We start from the raw sequence: 22,756 nt of genomic DNA, 5'->3' as shown, positions 1-22,756 counted from the left end.
TCGGCGTCTTCACACCGGCGACGGCCTGGTCGATGATCGCGCCGCAGTTGTCGACGATCGGCTGCATCTGACGGCCGAGCGCCTCGAACTGCGGATCGCCCGGGCGCAGCTTCTGCAGATCGATGAGATTGCAGAAGAACGTCTTCGGATCTTGGAACTCCTGGAAGATCAGGCGCGCGTCCAAGGATCCGGACTCGGCGTTGTAGGAGTTCGCGACGTTCGCGACGGCCAGCGGCAGCAGCGTCAACGTGTCCGCCAGGTTCTGGCGGTTGTCGGCGAGCAACTGCGTGGTCGGAGCGAGGTCGTCGAGATCGTTGGACAGCTGATCCCGGTTGTCCCGCACGAAGGTCGCGACGTCACCGAGCGTGACCGAGAGCTGGTTCAGCGCGAGACCGAGGTTCTCCCGCTCCCCCGCCAGGAAGCTCGTCAGCGAGGACAGCTGATTGTTGAAGGCACGCACCTGCTGGTCGTTCGCCGACAGTGCACTGACGAACGTCTGCAGATTCTGGATCGTGCCGAACAGATCGCCGCGGTACGAGTCGAGCGTCTCGACGGCACCGGAGAGCTGGGTCAGCGAATCGTTCAGCGCCTCACCGTTTCCGGCCAGGTTCTGCGCGCCGGTGGTCACGAGGTCGGAGACGGCGCCGTTCTGGTTGGCACCGTTCGGTCCCAGCGCGGCCGACAGCTCGTCGATGCTCTTGTACAGCTCGTCGACCTCGACGGGAGTGGCCGTGCGCTCGCGTGGGATCACGGCACCGGACTCCATCTTCTCGCCGCCGGTGTACGCCGGCGCGAGCTGGACGTAGCGGTCCGCGACGACGGACGGCGCGAGCTGGACGGCGCGGGCATCGGCGGGGATGTCGACGCCGCGATCGACGCGCATGTCGACCTGCACCTGATCGCCCAGGCCCTCGACCTTGGTGACGGTGCCGACCTTGACGCCGAGGACGCGAACCTCGGTGCCCTCGTACACGCCGACCGTCTTGTCGAAGTACGACGTGATGGTGGTGGTGCCGAGGCGGGTGAAGGCCCACCACAGCGCGAACACGACCAGCACCACGACAGCGACGACAGCAGCGATGATTCCCAGGTTGCGTTTGCTGAAGAAGCCGCCGTTCGACGGGGCCTCCTGGTCGGTGGATGCGGTCACTGGCCTGCTCCCGGACTACGGACGGGATCCACACCGAGGGTGCGAATCGGCTCACGGTATCCCGGAATGTCCGGGAGACCGGGCGGGAAGGTGTTGACGATGACCTGATCGAACCAGCGGCCGTTACCGACGATGTTGGTGTACAGCCGGACGAACGGCGAGTACAGCTTGATCGCCTCGGCGATGTTCTGGTTGTTGGTCTTCAGGGTGTCGATGACCTGACCCAGCGACTGGAGTGCGGGCCCGATCTGTGCCTCGTTGTCGCGGATCAGACCGGTCAGCTGAGTGGACACCCGCTGCGTGCCGATGAGCAGCTGCGAGATGGACTGCTGCCGATTGTTCAACTCCTGCAACAGGACCGAGGCGTCACCGATCAGCTTGGTGAACTCCTGGTTGCGGTCGGCGAGGACCTGCGTCGTCTTGTCGGTAGCGGCGAAGAGCTTGCTCAGCTCGTCGTCACGGGAGGAGATGGTCTCGGACAACCGCGTGACACCGTCGAGCGACGCGCGGATGTTCTCCGGCGTCTCGGAGAACGCCTGCGACAGCGTCTCCATGCTCGTCGCGAGCTGCGTCGTGTCGATGTCGCCGGTGGTGCGGGCGGCGTCGGAGAACGCGTCGATGACGTCGTAGGGGGCCGTCGTGCGGTCGATCGGGATCGCGTCGCGCGGGTTCAGCCGCTCCTCGCCCTTGGGCTCGAGCGAGAGGAACTTCTGGCCGAGCAGCGTCTTGATCTGGATGGACGCCGACGTCTTGTCGCCGACCCACGCGTCACTGACCGTGAACTCGACCTTCACCTTGTCGCCGTCGAGGGCGACGTCGGTGACCTTGCCGACCTTCACGCCGGCGATCCGCACCTCGTTGCTGGCGCGCAGACCGGCCGCTTCGGAGAAGTTCGCGGTGTACTTCGATCCGGCACCGATGATCGGTAGCGAGTCGAGGAAGAACGCGGACAGCGTCGCCATCAGGATGATGAAGATGCCGAGGGCACCCAGCACCGCGGGCTTGCGTTTCGTCACGAGATACCTCCTGCGGCGCAACGCTTCGCGGAGTTGGTGTACAGCGGCTGATTGATGGTGGGCAGTCCTGTCGGGAGGTTGAGCTGCGGCGCGTAGCCCGGCCCGGCGACGATGTCGATGCCGCACAGGTAGAACTGGAACCACGAGCCGTAGCTGGCGACGCGGATCAGCTTCTCGAGCTTGACCGGGAAGTTCGACAGGATGTTGTCGAAGTCCTGCTGCCGGTTGTTGATCTTGGTCGACAGTCCGTCGATCGACGAGATGGCCGACTGAATGGACGGACGGGTCGGCTCGAGCAGATCCGCTGTCGCGTCGGTCAGACCGGCCAGCGAGGTGACCGCCGAGCCGACGGTGTCACGATCCGCCGACAGCCCCGACACCAGCGCCTGGGTGTTCACGATCAACTGGTCGAGTTCCTTGTCGTGCTGGTTCACCGTGTCGAGGACCCCGTTGAGGTTGTCGATGACCGCCCCGATGACCTGATCCTTGTCCGCGACCGTGTTGGTCAGGCTCGCGGTGTCGCGCACCAGATCGCCGATGGTGCCCGACTCACCCTGGAAGACCTGGATGATCTCGTACGACAGCTTGTTCACGTCGTCGGCCGTCAGCGTCTGGAACAGCGGACGGAAGCCGTTGAACAGCGTCGTCAGGTTCACCGCGGGGGACGTCCGATCGAGCGGGATGGTGGCTCCGCTGGTGATCTTCTCGCCCTGGTCGCCCGTGCCCTGCTCGAGCGCGATGTAGCGCTGCCCGATCAGGTTCCGGTAGCGGATGGTCGCGGTGGTGGAGGCCGGCAGCCATTCACGCTCGGTCAGCGCGAAGTCCACCTGAGCCAGGTCACGCTCGTGGATCTCGATCTTCTCCACCTGGCCGACGCGCACACCGGCGATGCGCACCTCGTCGCCCTCGTTGAGCGAGGAGACGTCGGTGAAGATGGCCGAGAACTTGGTCTTGCCGGACCCGGCGCCGTTGGCGATGGTCAACGCCAGGGCTGCCGTCGCCAGAATGGTCACCACCGCGAAGATGATCAGCTTGATCAGCGGTGCCGCTAGGCCTCTCATCGCACACTCACTTCCGTGCCGCGGAGCGCCGGAGCGCCCACCAGGGTGGTCCACGCGGGGACCTGGTCCGGCGAGATGCCGGAGCCTCCGCCGTAGACCACGGCCAGCGTGTCCCGTTCGATGTCCGATCCGGCGTAGGCCGCCGGGACGGGCGACTGCAGCGGGTTGGGCAGCGCGCCGGGGTCGACCGCGGGACCGGGGTTGCGCGACGGCACCTGGTAGGAGCCGTCGTTGACGCCGCTGCCCGGGTACTGCGGGAAGAACTTGCCGGGTGTGGTCACGTTCTCGAAGCACGACGGGCCACGGGTGTCGAACAGTCGCGGCTCGTCCTGGTTGGGGATGTAGCGCCCCTTGGGGTTGACGAAGTTGATCGACGCGCGGACGCCGGGGTACGCGTCGTCGACCGAGAGGATCTTCTTCGCCTCGTCGGCGACACGGACGAACTCGGTGAACGTGCAGCCGAACGACGGGGAGAACTCGGCGAGCAGTTCGAGCGCCTCGCGCGAGTCCGCCGCGATGGACACGATGGACTCGGCGTTGGTTTGCACCAGGTCGGCCAGCGAGCCCGACGACGCCGTGGCGCTCGCCAGGAGCGTGGTGACGTCGTTCTGCTTCTCCACCACCGTGTTCCCGGTGACGCGCAGGTTGTCGAGCGCGTCGATCAGATCCGGAGCGGCGGTCGAGTACGTCTCCGACAGGTCCGCGATGCCGACGAGATCCTGCTGGATGTTCGGCAGCTCGTCGTTCAGACCCGAGAAGATCTCCTCGAGCCGGTCGAGAGTCAGACCGAGCCGCTCGCCGTTGCCCTCGAGAGCCTGCGACAGCGCACCGAGCGTGTTGGCGAGATCCTGCGGCGGGATGGCGTCGAGGAGCGGGAGCAGCGAGTCGAGCAGCTGCCCGACCTCGACCGCGTTGCCGCTGGTGTCCTGACGGATCACCGCGCCCTCGGCGAGAGGGCTGGCGCCGGCGGAGTTCTCGGGGATCTGGAGCGCGACGTAGCGCTCGCCGAAGAGCGTCTTCGGCAGCAACCGGGCGGTGACGTTGGAGGGGATGGTGCCCACGAGACCGGGATCGAGTGCCAGCTCGGACGTGACCTCACCGTTCTCGGTGGTGGCGGACCGCACCTCGCCGACGATCATCCCGCGCGCCTTCACGTCCGCGTTGGCGGGCAGCGCGTTGCCGACGGTGTCGGTGATCAGGTCGACCATGACGACGTCCTTGAACGTCTTGTTGAAGGTCGTGATGCTCCAGGCGACGAAGAGAACGACGACGAGCAGGAATCCGATTCCGAGGAGGCGACGACGTGTCGCCGACGGAGCGTGGTTCATCCGGCGACCCTCACCGTCGTCGTGGTGCCCCAGATGGCGAGGCTCAGGAAAAAGTTCAGCACCGCGACCGTGACCAGTGCGGCACGCACGGCACGACCGACGGCCACGCCGACGCCGGCGGGTCCGCCCGACGCGGTGTAGCCGTAGTAGCAGTGGATCATGATGAGCACGAAGGCGAAGACCAGCACCTTGGCGAAGGAGTAGAGCACGTCCTCCGGGGGCAGGAAGAGGGTGAAGTAATGGTCGTACGAGCCCGGTGACTGACCGTTGAAGACGGTGCTCACCAAGCGGGACGCGAGATAGGCGGACAGCAGGCCGACGATGTACAGCGGAATGACGGCGATGAATCCGGCGATCATGCGCGTCGACACCAGGAACGGCACGGACGGAACGGCCATGACCTCGAGTGCGTCGATCTCCTCGGAGATGCGCATGGCGCCGAGTTGGGCGGTGAAGCCGCAGCCGACGGTCGCGGACAGCGCGAGGGACGCCACGATGGGCGCGATCTCACGGGTGTTCACGTACGCCGACAGGAAGCCCGTCAGCACCTGGCTGCCGAGCTGTTCGAGCGCCGCGAAGCCCTGCAGACCGACGACGACACCGGTGAACCCGGACATCATCAGGATGACGCCGATGGTGCCGCCGATGACGGCGAGAGCGCCGGAACCGAACGTCACCTCCGCGAGCAGGCGGAGGGTCTCCTTCTTGTAGTGCACGGCCGTCTTCGGGATCCACCCGATCGCGCGTCCGTAGAACGACATCTGTTCACCGGCACGGTCCAGCACACCGAGCGGAGCCGAGGCCGCGCTACGGAGCCGGAGCAGGGTGCGGTCTCCACGACCACGAGCGATGGTCATCGCTCACCCTCCCTTCGCAGGGACGACCTGCAGGTAGACCAACGTCATGATCAGGTTGGCGAAGAACAGGATCAGGAACGTGATGACGACGGTCTGGTTCACCGCTTCACCCACGCCCTTCGGACCGGGATTGGGATGCAGCCCCTTGTAGGACGCGATGACGCCGGCGATGAGACCGAACACGACGGCCTTGAGCTCACCGACCCACAGGTCGGGCAGCTGCGCCAACGTGGAGAACGACGCCAGGTACGCGCCGGGCGTTCCGTCCTGCAGGATCACGTTGAAGAAGTAACCACCGGCGATGCCGATGACCGACACCAGGCCGTTGAGCAGCAGCGCGACGAGAATCATCGCGAGCACGCGGGGAACGACCAGGCGCTGCACCGGATCGATGCCGAGCACCCGCATGGCGTCGATCTCCTCGCGGATGGTGCGTGAACCGAGGTCGGCCGTCACGGCCGATCCCGCCGCACCCGCGATGAGCAACGCCACCACGATGGGACTGCCCTGCTGGACCACCGCCAGCACGCTGGCGGCACCGGTGAAGGACTCGGCGCCGAGCTGCTTGATCAGCGACCCGGTCTGCAGGGAGACCACCGCGCCGAACGGAATGGCGACCAGCGCGGTCGGAAGAATGGTGACGCTGGCGATGAACCAGGCCTGTTCGATGAATTCGCGGAATTGGAAGGGGCGCCGGAAGGTGTTGCGCGCGACATCGACGAGAAGTTCGACGATGTTTCCTGCCTGAGCCAGCGCTGCAGTGCCCGACTTGAGAATCGGGTTCTTCGTTTTAGCCATTGTTTTCGGTCAGCCCCGCGAGCCACTGGAAGGGAGACCGTCGTTCCGGTCCTGGCCGGGCTCACTCCACCCCTGGTTGCTGTAGCCCTGATTCTGGTCGTACGTCTGACCCTGGTCGTAGCTCTGGACCTGGTCGTAGCTCTGGTTGCCGTAGGCCGGCTGCTGGTCGTGGCCCGACTGCTGACCGTACGACTCCTGGTAGCCCTGCTGAGCACCCGCGTACGCCGGCTCCGCCTGACGGCCGTCCTGGCCGTCCGCCTCGTCGAGGCTCTGCTGGATGGCGTGCTGTGCGTGCTCGGGCAGGGTGTGCATGATGCTGCGCACCCGGTCGCGACGACGATCCACGGCCTGACGACGCGGCATGCCGGGCGTGGGATCCATCTGCGGCATGATGCCCTCCACGTCCTCGACACCGCCGAGGTTGTGGCCGGCATCGGAGAGGGCCTGCTCCTGGCGCATCTGCGCCTCGTCCTTCTCCTCGCTCATGCCGATCGGCCCGATCATCGTGCCGTTCAGGAACTGCTTCACGGCGGGCTCGTCGGAGGTGAGCAGCACCTCGCGCGGACCGAACATGACGAGGTTCTTGCGGAACAGCATGCCGATGTTGTCCGGCACCGTGCGCGCGAGATTGATGTTGTGCGTGACGATCAGCATCGTCGCGTCGATCTGGGCGTTGATGTTGAGCAGCAGCTGGCTGATGTAGGTGGTGCGCACCGGGTCGAGGCCCGAGTCGGGCTCGTCCACCAGGATGATCTCGGGGTCGAGGACGAGCGCACGCGCCAGACCGGCACGCTTGCGCATACCGCCCGAGATCTCGCCGGGGAGCTTGTTCTCGGCACCGGTCAGACCGACCAGCTCGAGCTTCTCCATGACGATGCTGCGGATCTCGTCCTCCTTCTTCTTCGTGTGCTCACGAAGCGGGAAGGCGGTGTTGTCGTACAGGTTCATGGAGCCGAAGAGGGCGCCGTCCTGGAAGAGCACGCCGAACAACTTGCGGATCTCGTAGAGCTCCTTGGACGAGCACTCCATGATGTCCGTGCCGTCGACGACGATCGAACCCTCCTCCGGTCGGAGAAGGCCGATGAGCGACTTGAGGAAGACGGACTTACCGGTACCGGACGGCCCCAGGAGAGCACTGACCTCACCCTTCGGGAGCGTCAACGTGACGTCCTGCCAGATCTTCTGCACACCGAACGACTTGGTCAATCCCTCGACCGAAACCTCGACACCCATGTGGATCCCTCCCACTGCTCGTCGCACACGACGCGAACGCGTCGACACCTGTGTGCGTCGCGTCACTCTAACCCAGCCGAGTGGTCGCAACGACCACGGACCTTACCGCCCAGTAACACGTCCCCCGACCTGGCCGCAGTCTCCGGATAGAAGTGTGACCCATGAACGCCCGATTCACGAGGGAACGGAGCCGACAAGGCCGAAATTGGTGGCGGCGGTGCACGCGCGGGCGGCCCGGGCTCACGCCGCGTGGCGCGGGACGGGCGCTCCCACCTGCAGCGTCGTACGGCGTCACCGGCTCGCTGACGCAACTCTGTGACGTCACACCGACTTCTCCCGCGCTCCCGCCGTTAGCGTCGACAGTGCCGTCGTGACACCTAGCGTTGCGCTCGCGCACGACACTCGCCGCGCTGCATCCGCGGGCGGGGTCCGGGGGGAATACGGGGGATCACGCCATGGGCAGCAGCTCGAGGGACGACACGGGCACGCCCGGGTCGAGGGGGCACTCGACGTTCGGTGTCCGCACCGAGATCGGTCGGCGTCGCCAACTCGCGGCCTTCGGCGTCATCTGCATCGCCGAACTCCTCATCGTCCTCGACATGACCATCATCAACGTGGCGCTGCCGTCCATCGGCATCGAGTTGGCGACGGGCATCTCGGGCCTGCAGTGGGTCGTCGACGCGTACACCCTCACCTTCTCCGGCCTGCTCCTGGCGTTCGGCAACCTCGGTGACCGGTACGGGCGCAAGCTGTTCCTCGTCGTCGGCCTCACGGGCCTGGGCACCGCGTCGGTGATCGGTGCGCTCGGCGACTCCCTCGCCCACGTCCTGACCTCACGCTCGGTCATGGGCGTCTTCGCCGCGATGGTCCTGCCCGCCACCCTGGCCGTCATCACCAACCTGTTCCCGAAGCCGCAGGAGCGGGCTCTCGCCATCGGCGTGTGGTCGTCCATCGCCGGCGTGGCCGTCGCGATCGGACCGGTGTCGGGCGGCTGGCTGCTCGAACACTTCTCCTGGCACTCGGTGTTCTGGATGAACGTCCCCGTCGCCCTCGTCGCCGTCGTGCTCGTGGTGCTGATCGTCCCCGAGTCGAAGGCCTCGGCGGTGGGCCCGCTCGACGTGCCCGGCGTGATCCTGTCGATCGCCGGCGTCACCCTGCTGGTGTTCGTGGTCATCGAGGCACCGAACTTCGGCTGGACGTCGTGGCGGACGATCGGCGGTCTCGTGCTCGCCGCGGTGTTCCTCGTGCTGTTCGTCCAGCGGGAGCGACGCATCTCGTCCCCCGTGCTCGACGTGTCGCTCTTCCGCATCCGTCCGTTCGCGTGGCCGGCCGTGTCGATCGCGGTGGGATTCTTCAGTCTCTTCGGCTTCCTGTTCCTCATCACCCAGTACTTCCAGGGAGTGCGCGAGTACTCACCTCTCGCATTCGGCATCGCGACACTGCCCTTCGCCGCCGCGCTGGCCGTCAGCTCCCCGGTGTCGACGATCGTCGCGCAGAAGATCGGCACGATGCCGGTTCTCGTGACCGGGCTCGTCCTCATCGGCGCGGGACTGCTCGTCGCGGGCCGCGTCGAGATCGACAGCTCCTACCTGACGCTCGTCCTGCCCGCGATGCTGTTGCTCGCGGTGGGCATCGCGATCATCCAGGGCCCCGCGACGGAATCCATCATGTCCTCGCTCCCCCTCGACGAGGCCGGAGCCGGTGCCGCAGTGAACGACACCACCCGCGAGATCGGCGGCACTCTCGGTGTCGCGGTACTCGGGTCGATCGTCGCCTCCTACTACGTGTCGACGGTGCGGCCGCTCGTCGAACGGATCCCCACCGCCATCATGAGCGAGACCGAGAAGGGCTACGCGCAGTCCAGCGTGCTCAGTGTCATCGAGATCCAGAAGCGAGACCTGCCCGCGATGTTCGAACCGCAACGCGCACAGTTGATCCTGGAGATGAAGGAAGCCGCTCTGCGCGGATCGTCCATCGCCGCGTACGTGGCGGCCGGAGCCGTGTTCGTCTGTGCCGCACTGGTCTTCTTCTTCTTCCCCGCCTCGTACCGCACCACGGGCATGCTGGCACCGCAGACCTCGGACGAGCGCGCGGTGGACCGTCTCGCCGCAACGAAGGACGTCGGCTCCGCACCGGGCGGCGGCCCGGACTCGCCGTCATGACCGGCCGACACGCCGCGCCGCCGCCGCGGTCGTCGTCCCACCTCCTCTCGTCACCGCGGCGGATGATCGCCTTCCTCGTCATCTGTCTCGTCGAGCTGCTGGTCGTGCTCGACAACACCGTCGTCAACGTCGCTCTGCCCGACATCTCCACCGACCTCCGCGCCGGCTTCACGGGGCTGCAGTGGATCGTCGACGCGTACATCCTCACGTTCTGCGGTCTGCTGCTGGCGTTCGGCAACATCACCGACCGCATCGGGCGGCGCCGCATGCTGCTGATCGGCGTCGTGGGTCTCGCCGCGATGTCGGTGGTGGGCGCGGTGGCCGACGACCTGCCGCAACTGATCGCCTCGCGCGCACTGATGGGGGTCTTCGCCGCCGCCGCGCTGCCCGCGACCCTGGCGGTGATCATCGACCTGTTCCGTACTCCCGCGGACCGCGCCGTGGCCATCGGGGTGTGGGCCTCGATCGCCGGTGTCGCCATCGCGATCGGGCCGGTCTCGGGTGGGTGGCTCATCGAACACTTCACCTGGCACTCCGTGTTCTGGCTGAACGTGCCGGTCGCCGTCGTCGCGGTGATCGGCATCGTCGCCGTGGTGCCCGAATCACGTGCTGCGGCCACCGGTCCGCTCGATCTGCCCGGTGTCGCCCTGTCCTTCTCGGGGGTCTCGCTCCTGGTGTACGCACTCATCGAAGCGCCGGGTCACGGTTGGGTGACCGTGCCCACGCTCGGCGGGATCGCGGTGTCCCTGGTTCTGTTGTCCGCCTTCGTCGTACGCCAGTCGCGCGTGTCCAGCCCGATCCTCGACGTGCGCCTGTTCCGGTTGCGACCCTTCGCGATGCCGGCGCTCGCGATCTCGGTCGCCTACTTCTCGCTCTTCGGGTACGTCTTCCTCATCACCCAGTACTTCCAGGGCGTCCGCGGCTACTCGCCGCTCGAGTTCGGTGTCGCCACACTGCCGTTCGCGGTGGCCCTCGCGGTGAGCGCACCGACCGCGACCTCGCTGGCACAGCGGATCGGCACCATGCCGGTGATCGTCGCGGGCCTGCTGTTGGTGGGCATCGGCATGATCATGGCGGGTCAGGTCGGCATCGACAGCTCGTACCTCGGGCTGTTACTGCCCACGATGATCGTGCTCGCAGTCGGCATCGCCGTGATCCAGGGTCCCGCGACCGAGTCCATCATGTCCTCCGTGCTTATCGACGAGGCCGGCGCCGGCTCGGCCGTGAACGACACGACGCGGGAACTCGGCGGCACTCTCGGTGTCGCGGTGCTCGGATCCGTGACCGCCTCGTACTACAACACCACCGTCGGCCCACTCGTCGCGACCATTCCGTCGGAAATCCTCTCGGACCGCGACCGGGAGTACGTGAACGGCAGCTTCCTCAGCGTGCAGCAGATCCAGCAGTACCCGCTCCCCGAGATGTTCTCCGCGGTGCGCGACCACCTCGTCCTGTCCATGAAGGAAGCCGCGATGGCCGGGTCCGAGGTGGCGTCCTACCTCGCCGCCGCGGCCGTCTTCGCCTGCGCCGTCGTCGTCGCGGTCCTGCTTCCCCGCCACCACCGCACCACAGGAGTCGTCATGACGGACCCACAGGACACCACCCGACAGTTCAGCTCGGACGAACGGTGAGCGGCCTTACCGTCGCCGTCACCGGTGCGACGAGCGATTTCGGTGCCGTCATTCTCCCTGTGCTGCTGGACGATCCGGAGATCGACCGGGTCATCGGGCTGGGTCGCCGGGCACCGCGCGTGCGGCACCCGAAACTCCGCTCGATCGCGATGGACATCCGCTCCCCCGAACTCGAGACGGCCTTCGCCGGCTGTGACGTGGTGATCCACCTGGCCTTCGTCGTGGAGGAGCAGCGCGACAAGGCCGCGATCCACGAGACCAATCTCGAGGGCTCGCGCAACGCCGTCGAGTGCGCGCACCGGGCCGGTGTGCGGTCGATGGTCATTGCCTCGAGTGTCAGCGCGTACGGACGCGAGGACCTCCCGGTACCCGTCACCGAGGAGGAGTTCCCGACGTCGGATCCGTTGCGCTACTACTTCTTCGACAAGGCAGAGGTCGAACACTTCGTCGAGTGGTGGCTGCGCCGGCACGAGGGCGGCATGACCATCTCGATGCTGCGCCCCACCTACATCGTGGGCACCCACTTCTCGAACGACGGTATCGACACCCTCACGCAGTCCGTGGTGGCCTTCCCCGATCCGGCGCAGTCCCGCTACCAGTTCCTGCACGAGGACGACCTGGCCGACGCCTTCCACCGGGCCGTCCGGACGCCCGTGAACGGCCCCTTCAACCTGGGTCCGCGCGACTGGCTCGGGGTGCGCGAACTCGGTGCGATGCAGGGCCAGTTGGTTCTGCCGATCCCGCGTCGAGTCCTGCGCACCGTGGTCGATCTCGCGTACGCGCTCCGCATCCTGCCGTTCTCCAGCCACTGGATCTCCTCGGGCGAGGCGGCCGTCGACTCGACGGCCTTCGAACGCGCCACCGGATGGACCCCGACGATGTCGTCCGCCGAGGCCGCGGCCGTCATGGTGTTGCTCAACGGGCGCCCCATCCTGTCGACCCGCCACGCGCCGGTCCGTCATCACGTGTGCGAGGCGGCCCTGGACGGCGCCACTCGCCGCGTACGGACGTGGGGCGACGTGGACCCGGACATGAAGCCCTTCAGCGCCGAGCTCGATCGCGCGGTCACCTCGTGCGAGCACCGCCAGATCCGCACGCCGACGGGCTCGGTGCACGCCGAGATCCACGAGGGGACCGACACCTCGGCCCCGACGGTCGTTCTCGCGCTGCCCCGCGGCTCCCATGCGCGGTACGCCACCGGTCTGGCACGGACACTGGCCGATCACGGCCCGCGGGTGGTGCTGCTCGACGCCCCCGGCCACGGTCTCGGTACCGGCATCCGCGGGCGCGCCGGACGCCGGGCACGAGCCGAGGCGATCGACGCTGCGGCCGGTGAGTTCGCGGGGACCGACGTTCTTCTCGTGCGGGTTCCGCGCACCAGGACCCGACGGACGGCCGCGGCCCTCCGCCGGGGAGACGACACGTTGACGGCGGTGCCGGGCACGGACGGTCTGCTCGCCGCACGGAACGGACCGCGCCTGCCCCGACGTCTGCGAGGAGTCGAACATCAGGCAGCGCAGCCGGTCTCGGGTTCCTACCGGACCGTGTCGGTGCCGCGCGGAACCACCGTCACGTCCGGCCGTGGTCAGCGCCAGGTGCTGGAGGCGATCCTGCGCGCACTCCCGCGCCGCAGATGAGAGGGCTCAGGTCCGGAGGGCGAGCCACGACTGGGTGAACTCGCGCTCGGCGGAGAAACTCTTGTCGATCTCGCCGACCATGATCTTCTCGACCACCGGACCCATCACCGGGATCGACGCGTCGACCGTACCGACGAAGTGGAGCACGCACTGCTGCGCTCCGGTCGCGAGAAGTTCGAGTTCCCCGTCGATCACCACGGGCATCCGGGCGACCCGCAGGGTGTAGTGGCCCTGCGCGGACCCGTCCTCGCGCACCGACTGCCACGACTCGGTGCACCGTGCCGACATCGACGCTCCGGCGAAGCGCTGCAACGCCTTCGGTAGTGCCGCCGCCTCGAGGTCCTGGTCGACCACCGAGGTGGTCAGGCCCTCCTCGACGCGATGCTCCACCACTCGACTGCCGCCACCGATCTCGGCGATCCGGTCCTGCCAGTATCTCTCGTCGGTGAGGGTCGCGTGCAGCACCGCGGCGGCACAGTCGTACGTCGTGCGCTGGTCGACCTGTGTCACCACCGGGTCAGACCGATGCCGGCGCCGGCGCGGCGAGCGCTGCCCCCACCTCGGCCGACGCCACCTCGGACGTGGACGAGTTCTCGCCGAGGAACAGGCCCATCTGCTCCACCACGTAGTCGAGCTGGGTGGTGGTGTGATCGGGCTGGACGCACAAACGCAGGAGTGCACCGTCGCGGGCCACCGCCGGGAACATGGCGGCGGATGCGAAGATGCCCGCGTCCCACAGCTTCCGCCACGTGTTGACGGTGCGCAGGTCGTCACGGACGTTCACGGGGACGATGGGCGAGACCATGTCCGTACCGTCCGGGAGGGGGCTCGGCGCGTGCACGTCGACACCGGCCGCCACGAGCCCGTCGTGCAGGTAGCGCGCGTTCGCGAGTGTGCGGGTGGCGCGCTCGGCGCCCTCCTCGGTCTGCATGAGCTGCACGGAGGCGAGCGCCGCGCCGAGGGCAGCAGGCACGCCCGCGGTGGTGAACAGGAACGTGCGCGCATGCACGCGCATGGCGTCCACGATGTCCTTCGAGCCGGCCACGAAACCGCCCGAGGACCCGAGTCCCTTGGAGAGGCAGCCCATCCGGGCGTCGATGTCGTCCTCGATACCGAACAGCTCGGCGGCACCGGTGCGCTTCGCGCCCATGACCGCGACGCTGTGCGCCTCGTCGACGAACAGTGCCGCGTCGTACTTCTCGCAGACCGCGGCGATCTCGTCGAGCGGGGCCAGGTCGCCGTGCATCGAGTAGAGGCCGTCCACCACCACCATGACGACGCCGGTGGAGCGGGAGAGCTTCTCCTCCAACAGGTCCACCCGGTTGTGACGGAAGGCGCGGATGGTGGCACGTGAGAGGCGGCAGGCATCGTAGATGGACGCGTGCGCGGCCGAGTCGACGATGATGGTGTCACCGACACCGCACAGCGCGCTGATACCGCCCAGGTTCGCCTGGTAGCCGGTCGTGAAGACCAGCGCCTGCTCGGTCCCGTGCCAGTCGGCGAGTGCTTCCTCGAGTTCCGTGTGCAGCGAGATGGTGCCGTTGAGCAACCGGCTGCCCGTGACCGTTGCGCCGTATTTGTCCAGTGCCGCAGCGGCTCCCGCGCGCACCAGCGGGTGGTCGGCGAGGCCGAGGTAATTGTTGGAACCGAGCATGATGACGCTGCGGTCCTCCACGTCGACGACCGGCGCGTTGACCGATTTCATGACGCGGAAGAACGGGTTCTGGTCGTGCTTCGTCAGCACACGATGGGCCCAGATCCTCTTGTCGTGGCGGATTCGGTCGAGCATTCTCTGCGAGCTCATGTTCGCTCCAAGATTGGGGGATCGGTACGTGACGCGAGTGCGCTCGCCGGTCCGGGAGACCCGTGCGACGGGAGACGTCTGTGATTCGAGCCTACGGTCAGCACAGGCGGCCCGAGGGTGCCGCGACCTGTGAGTAGTTGCCAACGAACACGACTGCACTTGTGTCATGCAACAGCAGTTGAGACGGGCGCCATCGAGGCCGTCGCCGACCCCGAATACTGCGGTATCGAGTGACGTGCTGGCACGTGTCCCACACCCGTCCCAGCCACGGTCACCCTTCTTCGACGAAAGGCCGGTACGTGTCCGTTCTCGCTGACAGAGCAGCTCTCGCGTCCGACGGGACCGCGCAGCCGTCGCGGCTCATGTCCACCGAACGCGCCACGCTCCGTCGCTTGCTGCCCGCCCTCGCCACCTACCTCGAGGCCACGCCGCTGTCCGTGCTCGAGGCGCCCGGCAGCGACGCCATCGCGACGTTCCGCGACGCGGGCGGGTGCGGACTCATCGCACCCACCTCGCTCGGCGGACTCGGCGCGACCGCCGTCGAGGCACTGCGCGTCCACCGGGCCATCGGCGCGGCCTCCCCGTCGCTCGCCGCCGCCGTCACGATGCACCACCTGTCGATCGCCACGATCATCGAGATCGCCATGGCGGGTCCCGAGGAGGAGCTGCCGCTCGTCGCCGGCCTCATCGAACAGAAGTCGATCATCGCGTCCGGCTTCGCGGAGGGCGTGGGCAGCACGCTGGTGCCGTCCGTGGACGCCTACTACGACGACGGCGACTACGTCGTCAACGGCAGCAAGAAGCCGTGCAGTCTGTCGGCCTCGATGGACTTCCTCGCCGCCAGCGTCGCGACACGCGAGAAGAAGGGCGGCAAGACACGCAAGGCGGTCGCCCTCATCCCCGCGTCGATGCCCGGTGTCTCGGTGCGTCCGTTCTGGACGACGCCCGTTCTCGCGGGTGCGGAGAGCGAGGAGGTCGTCCTCGAGGACGTGCGCGTGCCGGTGTCGCTGACCATGGTCGGCGCGCTGGACGATCCGGAGGGCATGCACGAGCTCACCGGGTTCCTGTGGTTCGGCATCCTCGCCTCCGCCGGGTACATCGGCGCGGCCACCGCGCTCGTGGAGCGTCTCGTGGGACACCCGAAGGTCAGCGACAGCGTCTACACCTCGGCGGCCGCCGAACTCGAAGCGGCGATCGCGGGCCTCGAGGCCGTCGCCGCAGCGATGGACTCGGGTGAGCGCGGCGCCGACATCTCGGCTCGACTGTTGTTCTGCCGCATTGCGCTTCGAGGCGCACTACGGCGCGCGGTCGATGCCGCCGTGACAGCACTGGGCGGCATCGCGTTCATCACCGACCCGGACATCGCGTACCTGCAGTCCGTCGTGTCGGCGTTCGCGTTCCACCCGCCGTCGATCCGCGAGACCGAGTCGTCCCTCGCGGCCTATCACCGCGGCGAGAACTTCTCCCTCGCCTGAGGTGTCGCATCACCCCACGCGGGTGCCGAAGACGACGAGGTTGTTCTCGTAGGACCCCGCGTCGTCGTCGAACACTCCGGCACACGTGATCAGTCGGATCTCGTCGCGCGGGACGGCGCCGAACACGCGCGCCGTCGGGAACTCGGATTTCGCGTAGTCGCCGATGTCCGTCACCCGGTACCTGGCCTCGATGCCCTCTGTCGTGGTGACCGTGACGTCGTCTCCCACCACGAGGTCGCGGAGTCGGAAGAACACGGAGGGACCCGTGGTCGAGTCGACGTGACCGGCCAGCACCGTGGGTCCGACCTGATCGGCCGCACCGGGACGCCCGGGCCGCCCGCCGCCGGTGAACCATCCGACGTCGTCGTGGTCCTCGGGAACCGCCATGGTGTTGTCCGGGTTCAGACCCAGCTCGATCAACGGTTCGTCCAGACCCATCGCGGGTGCCGACACCCGCGCCGGGACGAGAGGTCCCGTCTCGGACACGGTCGCGGCGGCAGGAGACGTGACGGACACCGCTGTCTCGGTGGGCGGTACGGCCGGTGGTCGCGCGCAGGCGACCACCAGCCCCACCAGGAGGAACGCACTCGCGCGCGTCGACCATCTCATCCGCGTCGGTCGATCAGGAGTTCCGCCGACGGGCGACGCCCAGCCCGACGAGGGCCGCCACGCCCAGAACGGCGGCACCGGCACCCGCGACGGTCGCGGTCGAACTGTCGGTGACGGATCCACCGGCGCCCGTCTCCACACCGCCGACGGGAATCGGGGTCAACTGTCCGCGCACCGCGCCGGCGGCGAAGGCGGTGGTGTGACTGTCCGCGGCGAACCCGGCGGCGTTCGCCTCGATGGCCGCGAGGTCGAAGTTCGTTCCGGTGTCGGCACCGTTCGCCATCACGCCGGTCGTGAACGGCCCCTGCAGGCAGCCGCTGCTGGTGCGAGGTCCGTCGCCGACCGGGGACGGGTTCGGGAACGCGATGCGCGGCGGGCCCGCGGCACCCACTGCTGCCTGATGAATGTGCGTCGCCGTCTTCGCCGGCGACATGTAGTCGCCGGTGACGCCCTCGAGGGTGATGTCGTAGCAGATGATGTTCTCGTCCGAGTTGATGCGGAACGTGAACGTTCCGGTCGCGCCGGGCTCACCCGGCGTCGCGACGCCGTCCGCGTTCAGGACCTGGTCCGGAGTCGCCATGGCCGTGAAGGCACTGGTGAACGACGACGGTTCGCCGACCGGCGTCTCTGCGGCCGCGGGAGCAGCGGTGAGCGCGAGGAACGCCGCGGCGCCTCCCGCAACGATGATCGTTCCTCGTGCAGTGCGTGTCGTCATGGTGGTCGTACCTTCCGATCGGGATGCGCGGACGTCCTTCGAGAGGGGATACGTCCGGAATGACCGAAACGTTCACCACGGTCGAACGTCGTCGCACTTCTCGACGTACACCCACCATGGAGGTCGGAGCGGCGTCGACGGTGAGTAGGGTTCGTCCTGCACGGGCACCGGCGGGGTACACCCCTCCCCCGACATCGAGGGGGCAGACGCTGGCGATCTTCCGGTCGCGCGAGAGCGGGACGTTCGATCTCACGGCCGCCTACGACGCCCACGCGTCGTCGCTGCTGGGTTTCGCCGTGAACGTGTTGCACGATCGTGTCGCCGCCGAGGATTGCGTGCAGGAGACCTTCGTACGTGCGTGGCGAGCACGGGACAGGTTCGACGAGTCCCGGGGTGGAACTCGGACCTGGCTCTTCGCCATCGCACGCAACGTCGTCGCGGATGCTCTGCGGTCGCGAGGCCGTACTCCGCTGGTCGCGTCCTCCCCCGTCGCGGAAGGCGACGCCGTGGAACCCGATCGAAGCGATCACGTCCTGACCCGGATGCGGGTGGTGGAGGGTCTGGCCACCCTGTCCCCCGAACATCGACAGGTGGTGGTGGCCATCCACCTGACCGGCCTGTCCTACGCGGAGCTGTCGGCCGGCACCGGCGTCGCGATCGGCACCCTGCGCACCCGCGCGTACTACGCACTGCGCGCCCTGCGCGTTCACTTCGACGGTCAGGAGACCTGATGACTCCGGGACATCCGCGACGAGAGGAGTTGATCGCGGCTGCGGTGGCCGGCGACCTGACCGACGCCGAGCGGCGCGAGCTTCGCATTCTGGAGGCCGAGGACACCTCTGTCGCCGACGAGATCCGTGAGATGCGCGAGACGGTCGCGTCGCTGGGGTCGGCAGCGGGACTGACCTGGGTCGATGCGGAACCCGGTGACCTGCTTCGACGACGCATCGTCAGACCGTCCGCACGCGGTCGCCTCGTCCCGGCCGCTGCAGCTGTCGCCGGAATCGCGGTGGGCGTCGCGGCGGTGCTCGGTGTGCAGACGGTCGGCACCCAAGGTGACGAGACGCCCGCCGACGGCGCGATCGCGGCGCCCGAGGCCGAGGGACCACCGGGCGAGCTGGGCGCGTTCGAGGCGATCGACTTCACCGCGTCGAGTCCCGGCGTCACTGTCGACGGCGGCCTGGTTGCTCACACGTGGGGCACCGAGACGGTCCTGGACATGCAGGGTGTCCCGGTCGACGAAGCGTTCGAGGTGGTTCTGGTGGACCGCACCGGAGCGGATCGTTCCTCGGGCAGCTTCCTCGGCAGCTCCGTGACCATCGACTGCCGCATGAACGCCGCGGTGCTGCGTCCCGACGTCGCGGAGATCGAGATCCGGGCCGCGAGCGGAGACCTTCTCGCCCGCGCCGCACTGCCCACCGTGGGCTGATCTGGCGCACCGTCCCGAGAAACGAAAAAAGCGGCCGCACCCCGAGGGGTACGGCCGCTTCTCGCGCTGTGGGGCTAGATCACTTGATGGAGATCTTCGCGCCGGCAGCTTCGAGCTTCTCCTTGGCGGCGTCGGCCGAAGCCTTGTCCACCTTCTCCAGGATGGCCTTCGGAGCGCTCTCGACGAGGTCCTTGGCTTCCTTCAGGCCCAGGCCGGAGACGACCTCACGGACGACCTTGATGACCTGGATCTTCTTGTCGCCGGCGCCCTCGAGGACGACGTCGAACTCGTCCTGCTCCTCAGCGGCCTCGGCGGGAGCAGCTGCTCCGCCTGCGGCAGCAACGGCGACGGGGGCAGCTGCGGTGACCTCGAAGGTCTCCTCGAATGCCTTCACGAACTCGGAGAGCTCGAGGAGGGTGAGCTCCTTGAACTGGTCGAGCAATTCTTCGGTGCTGAGCTTCGCCATGGTGGCGGTCCTCTCTGTAAGTCCTTGTCGCCGATCCGGGGACAGGAGATTGCGTGCAGGCCGGAGGCCGGCCGCACGGGGTGGTGTGCAGTCCTTGCGGATCAGCTAGTCGGCAGCTGCGGCTTCCGGCGCCGAGGCGCCCTCTTCTGCAGCCTTCTTCTCCTGCAGCGCAGCCGCGAGACGCGCGACCTGCGAGGCGGGAGCGTTGAACAGGCCTGCGGCCTTTGCCAGGTTGCCCTTCATCGCGCCGGCGAGCTTGGCCAGCAGGACCTCGCGGGATTCGAGATCCGCGATCCTGTTGACCTCGTCCACGGACAGCGCGCGGCCGTCCATGTAGCCGCCCTTGATGACGAGCGCCTTGTTGTCCTTGGCGAACTGCTTGATCGCCTTGGCAGCGTCGACCGGCTCACCATCGATGAATGCGATGGCGGTCGGACCGACGAACAAGTCGTCGAGGCCTTCGATGCCCGCATCAGCTGCGGCACGCTTGACCAGGGTGTTCTTGGCGACGGAGTACGTAGCTCCGGTACCGAGGGCCCGACGGAGCTCCGTCAGACGGGTGACCGACAAGCCACGGTATTCCGTGACGACGGCCGCCGTGGCGCCCTTGAACTGCTCGGAGATCTCCGCGACCGCGGATACCTTCTCAGCCTTTGCCATACTTCGCCTCCTCTCGTTGCGTCGAGTCGGCCCGGCCCGAACAAGCAGAAACGCCCCGGTGCAGGGCACACGGGGCGTCGGAATGCGGGCGGCGCGACTCGGAGAGAGTCAGCAACACGTATCCCTGGTCCTCGTCCTCCTGCGTGGGTCGCCGGCTCGGCCGGACCTTCAATCGCCATCTCCGACGAGGCGAACCTCTTCGGAGACCACGATGACCAACGGTCTTGGGTGGAACAGATCAGGTGAACATCGCACGATCGCAGATCACGACCGCACGGTGTCCGGAGAGAAGAGTACCCCGGGGCCGCCGGAGACACCAAAAGGGCTACGCCCCTGTGCGCCTTGTGCGCATCCCCGGGTACGCAAAGGGCGCACGGGGACGGAGCCCCCTCGGTTTGAGAGGTGCTCTCCCGAGGGAACACGGTGCTCATGGCCAATTATCGCGTACTCGACCCCACCGGATCCGTCGTCGCCACCAAGGAGATCCCCAACTCCACCGACGCCCACACCTGGTTCAAGGAGAGCAAGTCCGACGACGCCGAACTCGGCTGGCGTCTCGAAGTGGAGCACGACGGCGAGTGGGCCTTCTTCAGCGACAGCGAGGGAACCCCCGAGGGCGGCAAGTAGCAGCGCACTCACCTGGTGACATCGAACGACGACGTGCCCTCGTCGTTGTCGAAGGGCCGGGAATGGCGTGTTGTGTACCGCGTGTCACAGCAATGAGGTTGACTCGACGTTCATGACGACGACATCGGCCCATGCACTGGTGCAACCCGAGCACGTCGTCTCGCCCTTCCACCGTGATCCCACCGGCGGCGCCGACGGCCGAGCATGGGCAGAACTCGTGGAGTCCGCTCCCGAGTTCCCCCGTGTGCACATCGACCGCGGCGCCGCCGTCACGATGACGGACGGAGCCGTTCTCCGCGCCATCGTCGTGTCCCCTGCTGACGCGAGTGGACGATCCGTCTCCTCTCGCTTCCCCGTCGTCCTGAACATCACCCCGTACAACTCGGTCCTGCTCGACTCGATCGACGCACTCCTCGCAGCACCCGCGCTCGGGCCGGCGCTGCGTCGCGTGTCCCGCTCCGTCGACCTCTCGGGAACCCCGTTCGACGGCATCTCCGAGATCACCCGCGTCGTCGCGGGCGGTGCGGCGGATCTGCTCACCGTGAACCGCCATCTCGTCCGTAGCGGCTACGTGCAGGTCATCATCGACGCGCGCGGCACCGGTTCCTCGTCCGGCGTGTGGGACACCCTCGGCCCGCGTGAACAACTCGACACCCTGGAGATCCTCGAGTGGATCCGGGCATCGCCGTGGTGCGACGGGCGCGTCGGCATGGCCGGCATCTCCTACTCCGCCATCAACTCCCTGCAGGCCGCCGCCGCGGGCAGCGCGGGACCGGACGCCGTGTTCGCCGTCGAGGGATCCGAGGACATCGTCCGCGAGATCTTCGCCACCGGCGGCGCGCCGTCGCTCTTCATCCCCCTGTGGCTCACCGCCGTGAACACCCTCAAATGGGTTCCGGCAGTACAGATCCTGCGACGCGGCGGAGTCGGCTGGCTCGCGGATCGCGTACGGTCCCCCGCCACGAACATCAGCAATCTGGTGAACGGGTTCCTCACCGGTTCGGACCCGCGCATCTACGACGACCCGTCCTTCGACACCATCGATCCCACCATCGAGGACATCGCGGTCCCCACGTTCCTCTACGGCTGCTGGCACGACATCTTCGGCGGCGCGGCACCCGACATGTACAACCGACTCACCGTCGAACGCGGGCGCAAGCAACTTCTGGTGGGCGACGGGTACCACGGCAACCCCGGGATCGGCTTCGGTGAACCCGGGTTCCCGCCGCGACTCGACGTGCTCGAACGCGCCTGGTTCGACAAGTGGCTGCGCGGCATCGACAACGGTATCGACCGCTACGGACCGGTCACGCTGCGTCAGCAGGGCGGCGGGTGGGAAGCGCACGGCCGATTCCCCGCGCCCGCCGCCGTGGCTCGGCGCCTCTACCTGAGCGCCGACTCGTCCGGTACCGCGTCGCACAGTCGGCACGACGGGTCCCTGCACTTCGAGGCGCCGACCGACACGGCCCGTCTGACGGTGAAGCCCGGGTTCCGCACCGTCGTCTCCCGCGACACCACGCAGGTGCTGGCCGGTGTTCCGGCCGTTCTCGGCGGCGGCTTCACCTACGACAACCGCTTCGCGGAGGGTGACGCGCTCACGTTCACGACGCCTCCCGTCATGACCACCGTCGTCTACTCGGGCCCCGCCAACGTCCACGTCCGCACCGTCGCGCGCGCCCGCGAGTCGATGTGGGCCGTGATGCTGTGCGACGTCGCTCCAGACGGCACTCCCACCGTGCTCACCAACGGTGCGCTGCTGGCGTCGCGCCGCGCGATCGACGACGAGGAGAGCATCCGCACCGAGTCGGGTGACTACCTGGTGGCCCACCACCCGCTCACGCGCGAGTCACTGCTCCCCGTGGTCCCCGGCGAACTGATCGTCCTCGACATCGAACTACTCTCGACCGAGGCGGTCCTGCACCCCGGACACCGCCTGCGACTCGACATCTTCGCGGCCGACGCGCCTCGATTCGTGCCGATCCTGCCCGATCGCCTCCGCACCCGATGGCGAGCGCAGGACGTCGACCTCGACCCGACGGACCCCAGTTTCATCACGTTGCCGCTGCTCGGTGAGCCCGGCTGGTAAGGAGATCCACGT

General features: G+C 67.7%; 20 protein-coding genes and 1 pseudogene. 8 read left to right on the top strand and 13 right to left on the bottom strand.

Going from position 1 to position 22,756, the window contains the following annotated elements:
- Positions 1 to 277: 277 nt before the first annotated feature.
- The 7 genes and pseudogenes from QE449_RS04125 to QE449_RS04095 form a co-directional block, all read right to left on the bottom strand.
- Positions 278 to 1,048 (bottom strand): annotated as a pseudogene (locus QE449_RS04125) (MCE family protein); the annotation flags it as partial.
- Between the two features lie 98 nt (positions 1,049 to 1,146).
- Complete coding sequence (locus tag QE449_RS04120; protein WP_037184706.1) at positions 1,147 to 2,166, bottom strand: MCE family protein; 1,020 nt, start codon at positions 2,164 to 2,166, stop codon at positions 1,147 to 1,149.
- On the bottom strand, positions 2,163 to 3,227 hold the full coding sequence (locus QE449_RS04115; protein ID WP_222639268.1) for an MCE family protein: 1,065 nt from the start codon (positions 3,225 to 3,227) through the stop codon (positions 2,163 to 2,165). Before QE449_RS04115 ends, QE449_RS04120 begins: the two co-directional genes overlap by 4 nt.
- Entirely contained in the window at positions 3,224 to 4,555 is a 1,332-nt protein-coding gene (locus QE449_RS04110) for an MCE family protein (protein WP_027504568.1), read from the bottom strand. The genes QE449_RS04115 and QE449_RS04110 overlap by 4 nt, the downstream gene beginning before the upstream one ends.
- Positions 4,552 to 5,412: an ABC transporter permease gene (locus tag QE449_RS04105; RefSeq protein WP_027504567.1), complete on the bottom strand. Its 861-nt coding sequence runs from the start codon at positions 5,410 to 5,412 to the stop codon at positions 4,552 to 4,554. The genes QE449_RS04110 and QE449_RS04105 overlap by 4 nt, the downstream gene beginning before the upstream one ends.
- Before the next feature lie 3 nt (positions 5,413 to 5,415).
- Positions 5,416 to 6,210 carry an ABC transporter permease gene (locus QE449_RS04100; protein WP_027504566.1) on the bottom strand — a complete coding sequence of 265 codons (795 nt, stop codon included), beginning with the start codon at positions 6,208 to 6,210 and terminating at the stop codon, positions 5,416 to 5,418.
- 9 nt (positions 6,211 to 6,219) lie between these two features.
- Positions 6,220 to 7,443, bottom strand: coding sequence for an ABC transporter ATP-binding protein (locus tag QE449_RS04095; RefSeq protein ID WP_056442352.1), 1,224 nt, complete (start codon positions 7,441 to 7,443; stop codon positions 6,220 to 6,222).
- Between the two features lie 455 nt (positions 7,444 to 7,898).
- Between QE449_RS04095 and QE449_RS04090 the strand changes: the two genes are divergently transcribed.
- Genes QE449_RS04090 through QE449_RS04080 form a run of 3 tightly spaced genes read left to right on the top strand, consistent with a single transcriptional unit; the run spans position 7,899 to position 12,873 of the window.
- A complete protein-coding gene (locus QE449_RS04090; protein WP_307108257.1) occupies positions 7,899 to 9,605 on the top strand; it encodes an MFS transporter in 1,707 nt (568 codons plus the stop codon).
- Positions 9,602 to 11,236, top strand: coding sequence for an MFS transporter (locus tag QE449_RS04085; RefSeq protein WP_307108256.1), 1,635 nt, complete (start codon positions 9,602 to 9,604; stop codon positions 11,234 to 11,236). The genes QE449_RS04090 and QE449_RS04085 overlap by 4 nt, the downstream gene beginning before the upstream one ends.
- Entirely contained in the window at positions 11,233 to 12,873 is a 1,641-nt protein-coding gene (locus QE449_RS04080) for an NAD-dependent epimerase/dehydratase family protein (RefSeq protein WP_307108255.1), read from the top strand. The genes QE449_RS04085 and QE449_RS04080 overlap by 4 nt, the downstream gene beginning before the upstream one ends.
- A gap of 6 nt (positions 12,874 to 12,879) precedes the next feature.
- Here the strand turns inward: QE449_RS04080 and QE449_RS04075 are convergent, their stop codons facing one another.
- Together QE449_RS04075 and QE449_RS04070 are read right to left on the bottom strand one after the other, a co-directional pair.
- A complete protein-coding gene (locus QE449_RS04075; RefSeq protein ID WP_027504565.1) occupies positions 12,880 to 13,386 on the bottom strand; it encodes a DUF2505 domain-containing protein in 507 nt (168 codons plus the stop codon).
- 4 nt (positions 13,387 to 13,390) lie between these two features.
- Entirely contained in the window at positions 13,391 to 14,677 is a 1,287-nt protein-coding gene (locus QE449_RS04070; RefSeq protein WP_081821120.1) for an aminotransferase class I/II-fold pyridoxal phosphate-dependent enzyme, read from the bottom strand.
- Between the two features lie 299 nt (positions 14,678 to 14,976).
- Here QE449_RS04070 and QE449_RS04065 point away from each other — a divergent pair, with 299 nt between their 5' ends.
- Positions 14,977 to 16,152 (top strand): acyl-CoA dehydrogenase family protein, encoded by a 1,176-nt coding sequence (locus tag QE449_RS04065; RefSeq protein WP_231476216.1) that lies wholly within the window; start codon positions 14,977 to 14,979, stop codon positions 16,150 to 16,152.
- 9 nt (positions 16,153 to 16,161) lie between these two features.
- Here QE449_RS04065 and QE449_RS04060 read toward each other — a convergent pair whose 3' ends face one another.
- Together QE449_RS04060 and QE449_RS04055 are read right to left on the bottom strand one after the other, a co-directional pair.
- On the bottom strand, positions 16,162 to 16,761 hold the full coding sequence (locus QE449_RS04060) for a class F sortase (protein ID WP_222645481.1): 600 nt from the start codon (positions 16,759 to 16,761) through the stop codon (positions 16,162 to 16,164).
- A 13-nt stretch (positions 16,762 to 16,774) separates the two neighbouring features.
- A complete protein-coding gene (locus QE449_RS04055) occupies positions 16,775 to 17,476 on the bottom strand; it encodes a CHRD domain-containing protein (RefSeq protein ID WP_027504563.1) in 702 nt (233 codons plus the stop codon).
- 59 nt (positions 17,477 to 17,535) lie between these two features.
- On the opposite strand from QE449_RS04055, the gene QE449_RS04050 reads away from it, so the two are divergent.
- Together QE449_RS04050 and QE449_RS04045 are read left to right on the top strand one after the other, a co-directional pair.
- A complete protein-coding gene (locus tag QE449_RS04050; RefSeq protein WP_307108254.1) occupies positions 17,536 to 18,207 on the top strand; it encodes a sigma-70 family RNA polymerase sigma factor in 672 nt (223 codons plus the stop codon).
- Positions 18,207 to 18,905 (top strand): DUF2613 family protein, encoded by a 699-nt coding sequence (locus QE449_RS04045; protein WP_307108253.1) that lies wholly within the window; start codon positions 18,207 to 18,209, stop codon positions 18,903 to 18,905. The genes QE449_RS04050 and QE449_RS04045 overlap by 1 nt, the downstream gene beginning before the upstream one ends.
- Positions 18,906 to 18,984: 79 nt before the next feature.
- On the opposite strand, the gene rplL is transcribed toward QE449_RS04045, so the two are convergent.
- Positions 18,985 to 19,371: a 50S ribosomal protein L7/L12 gene (rplL, locus tag QE449_RS04040; protein WP_027504561.1), complete on the bottom strand. Its 387-nt coding sequence runs from the start codon at positions 19,369 to 19,371 to the stop codon at positions 18,985 to 18,987.
- A gap of 105 nt (positions 19,372 to 19,476) precedes the next feature.
- Positions 19,477 to 20,031 carry a 50S ribosomal protein L10 gene (gene rplJ, locus QE449_RS04035; RefSeq protein WP_027504560.1) on the bottom strand — a complete coding sequence of 185 codons (555 nt, stop codon included), beginning with the start codon at positions 20,029 to 20,031 and terminating at the stop codon, positions 19,477 to 19,479.
- Between the two features lie 429 nt (positions 20,032 to 20,460).
- Between rplJ and QE449_RS04030 the strand changes: the two genes are divergently transcribed.
- Together QE449_RS04030 and QE449_RS04025 are read left to right on the top strand one after the other, a co-directional pair.
- A complete protein-coding gene (locus tag QE449_RS04030) occupies positions 20,461 to 20,658 on the top strand; it encodes a hypothetical protein (RefSeq protein WP_027504559.1) in 198 nt (65 codons plus the stop codon).
- Positions 20,659 to 20,770: 112 nt separating this feature from the next.
- Complete coding sequence (locus QE449_RS04025) at positions 20,771 to 22,744, top strand: CocE/NonD family hydrolase (RefSeq protein WP_307108252.1); 1,974 nt, start codon at positions 20,771 to 20,773, stop codon at positions 22,742 to 22,744.
- Positions 22,745 to 22,756 lie beyond the last annotated feature (12 nt).

It is taken from the genome of Rhodococcus sp. SORGH_AS_0303 (assembly GCF_030819335.1).
In the GTDB taxonomy this organism is placed as follows: domain Bacteria; phylum Actinomycetota; class Actinomycetes; order Mycobacteriales; family Mycobacteriaceae; genus Rhodococcoides.
This window is presented reverse-complemented; position numbering and strand designations above follow the sequence as displayed.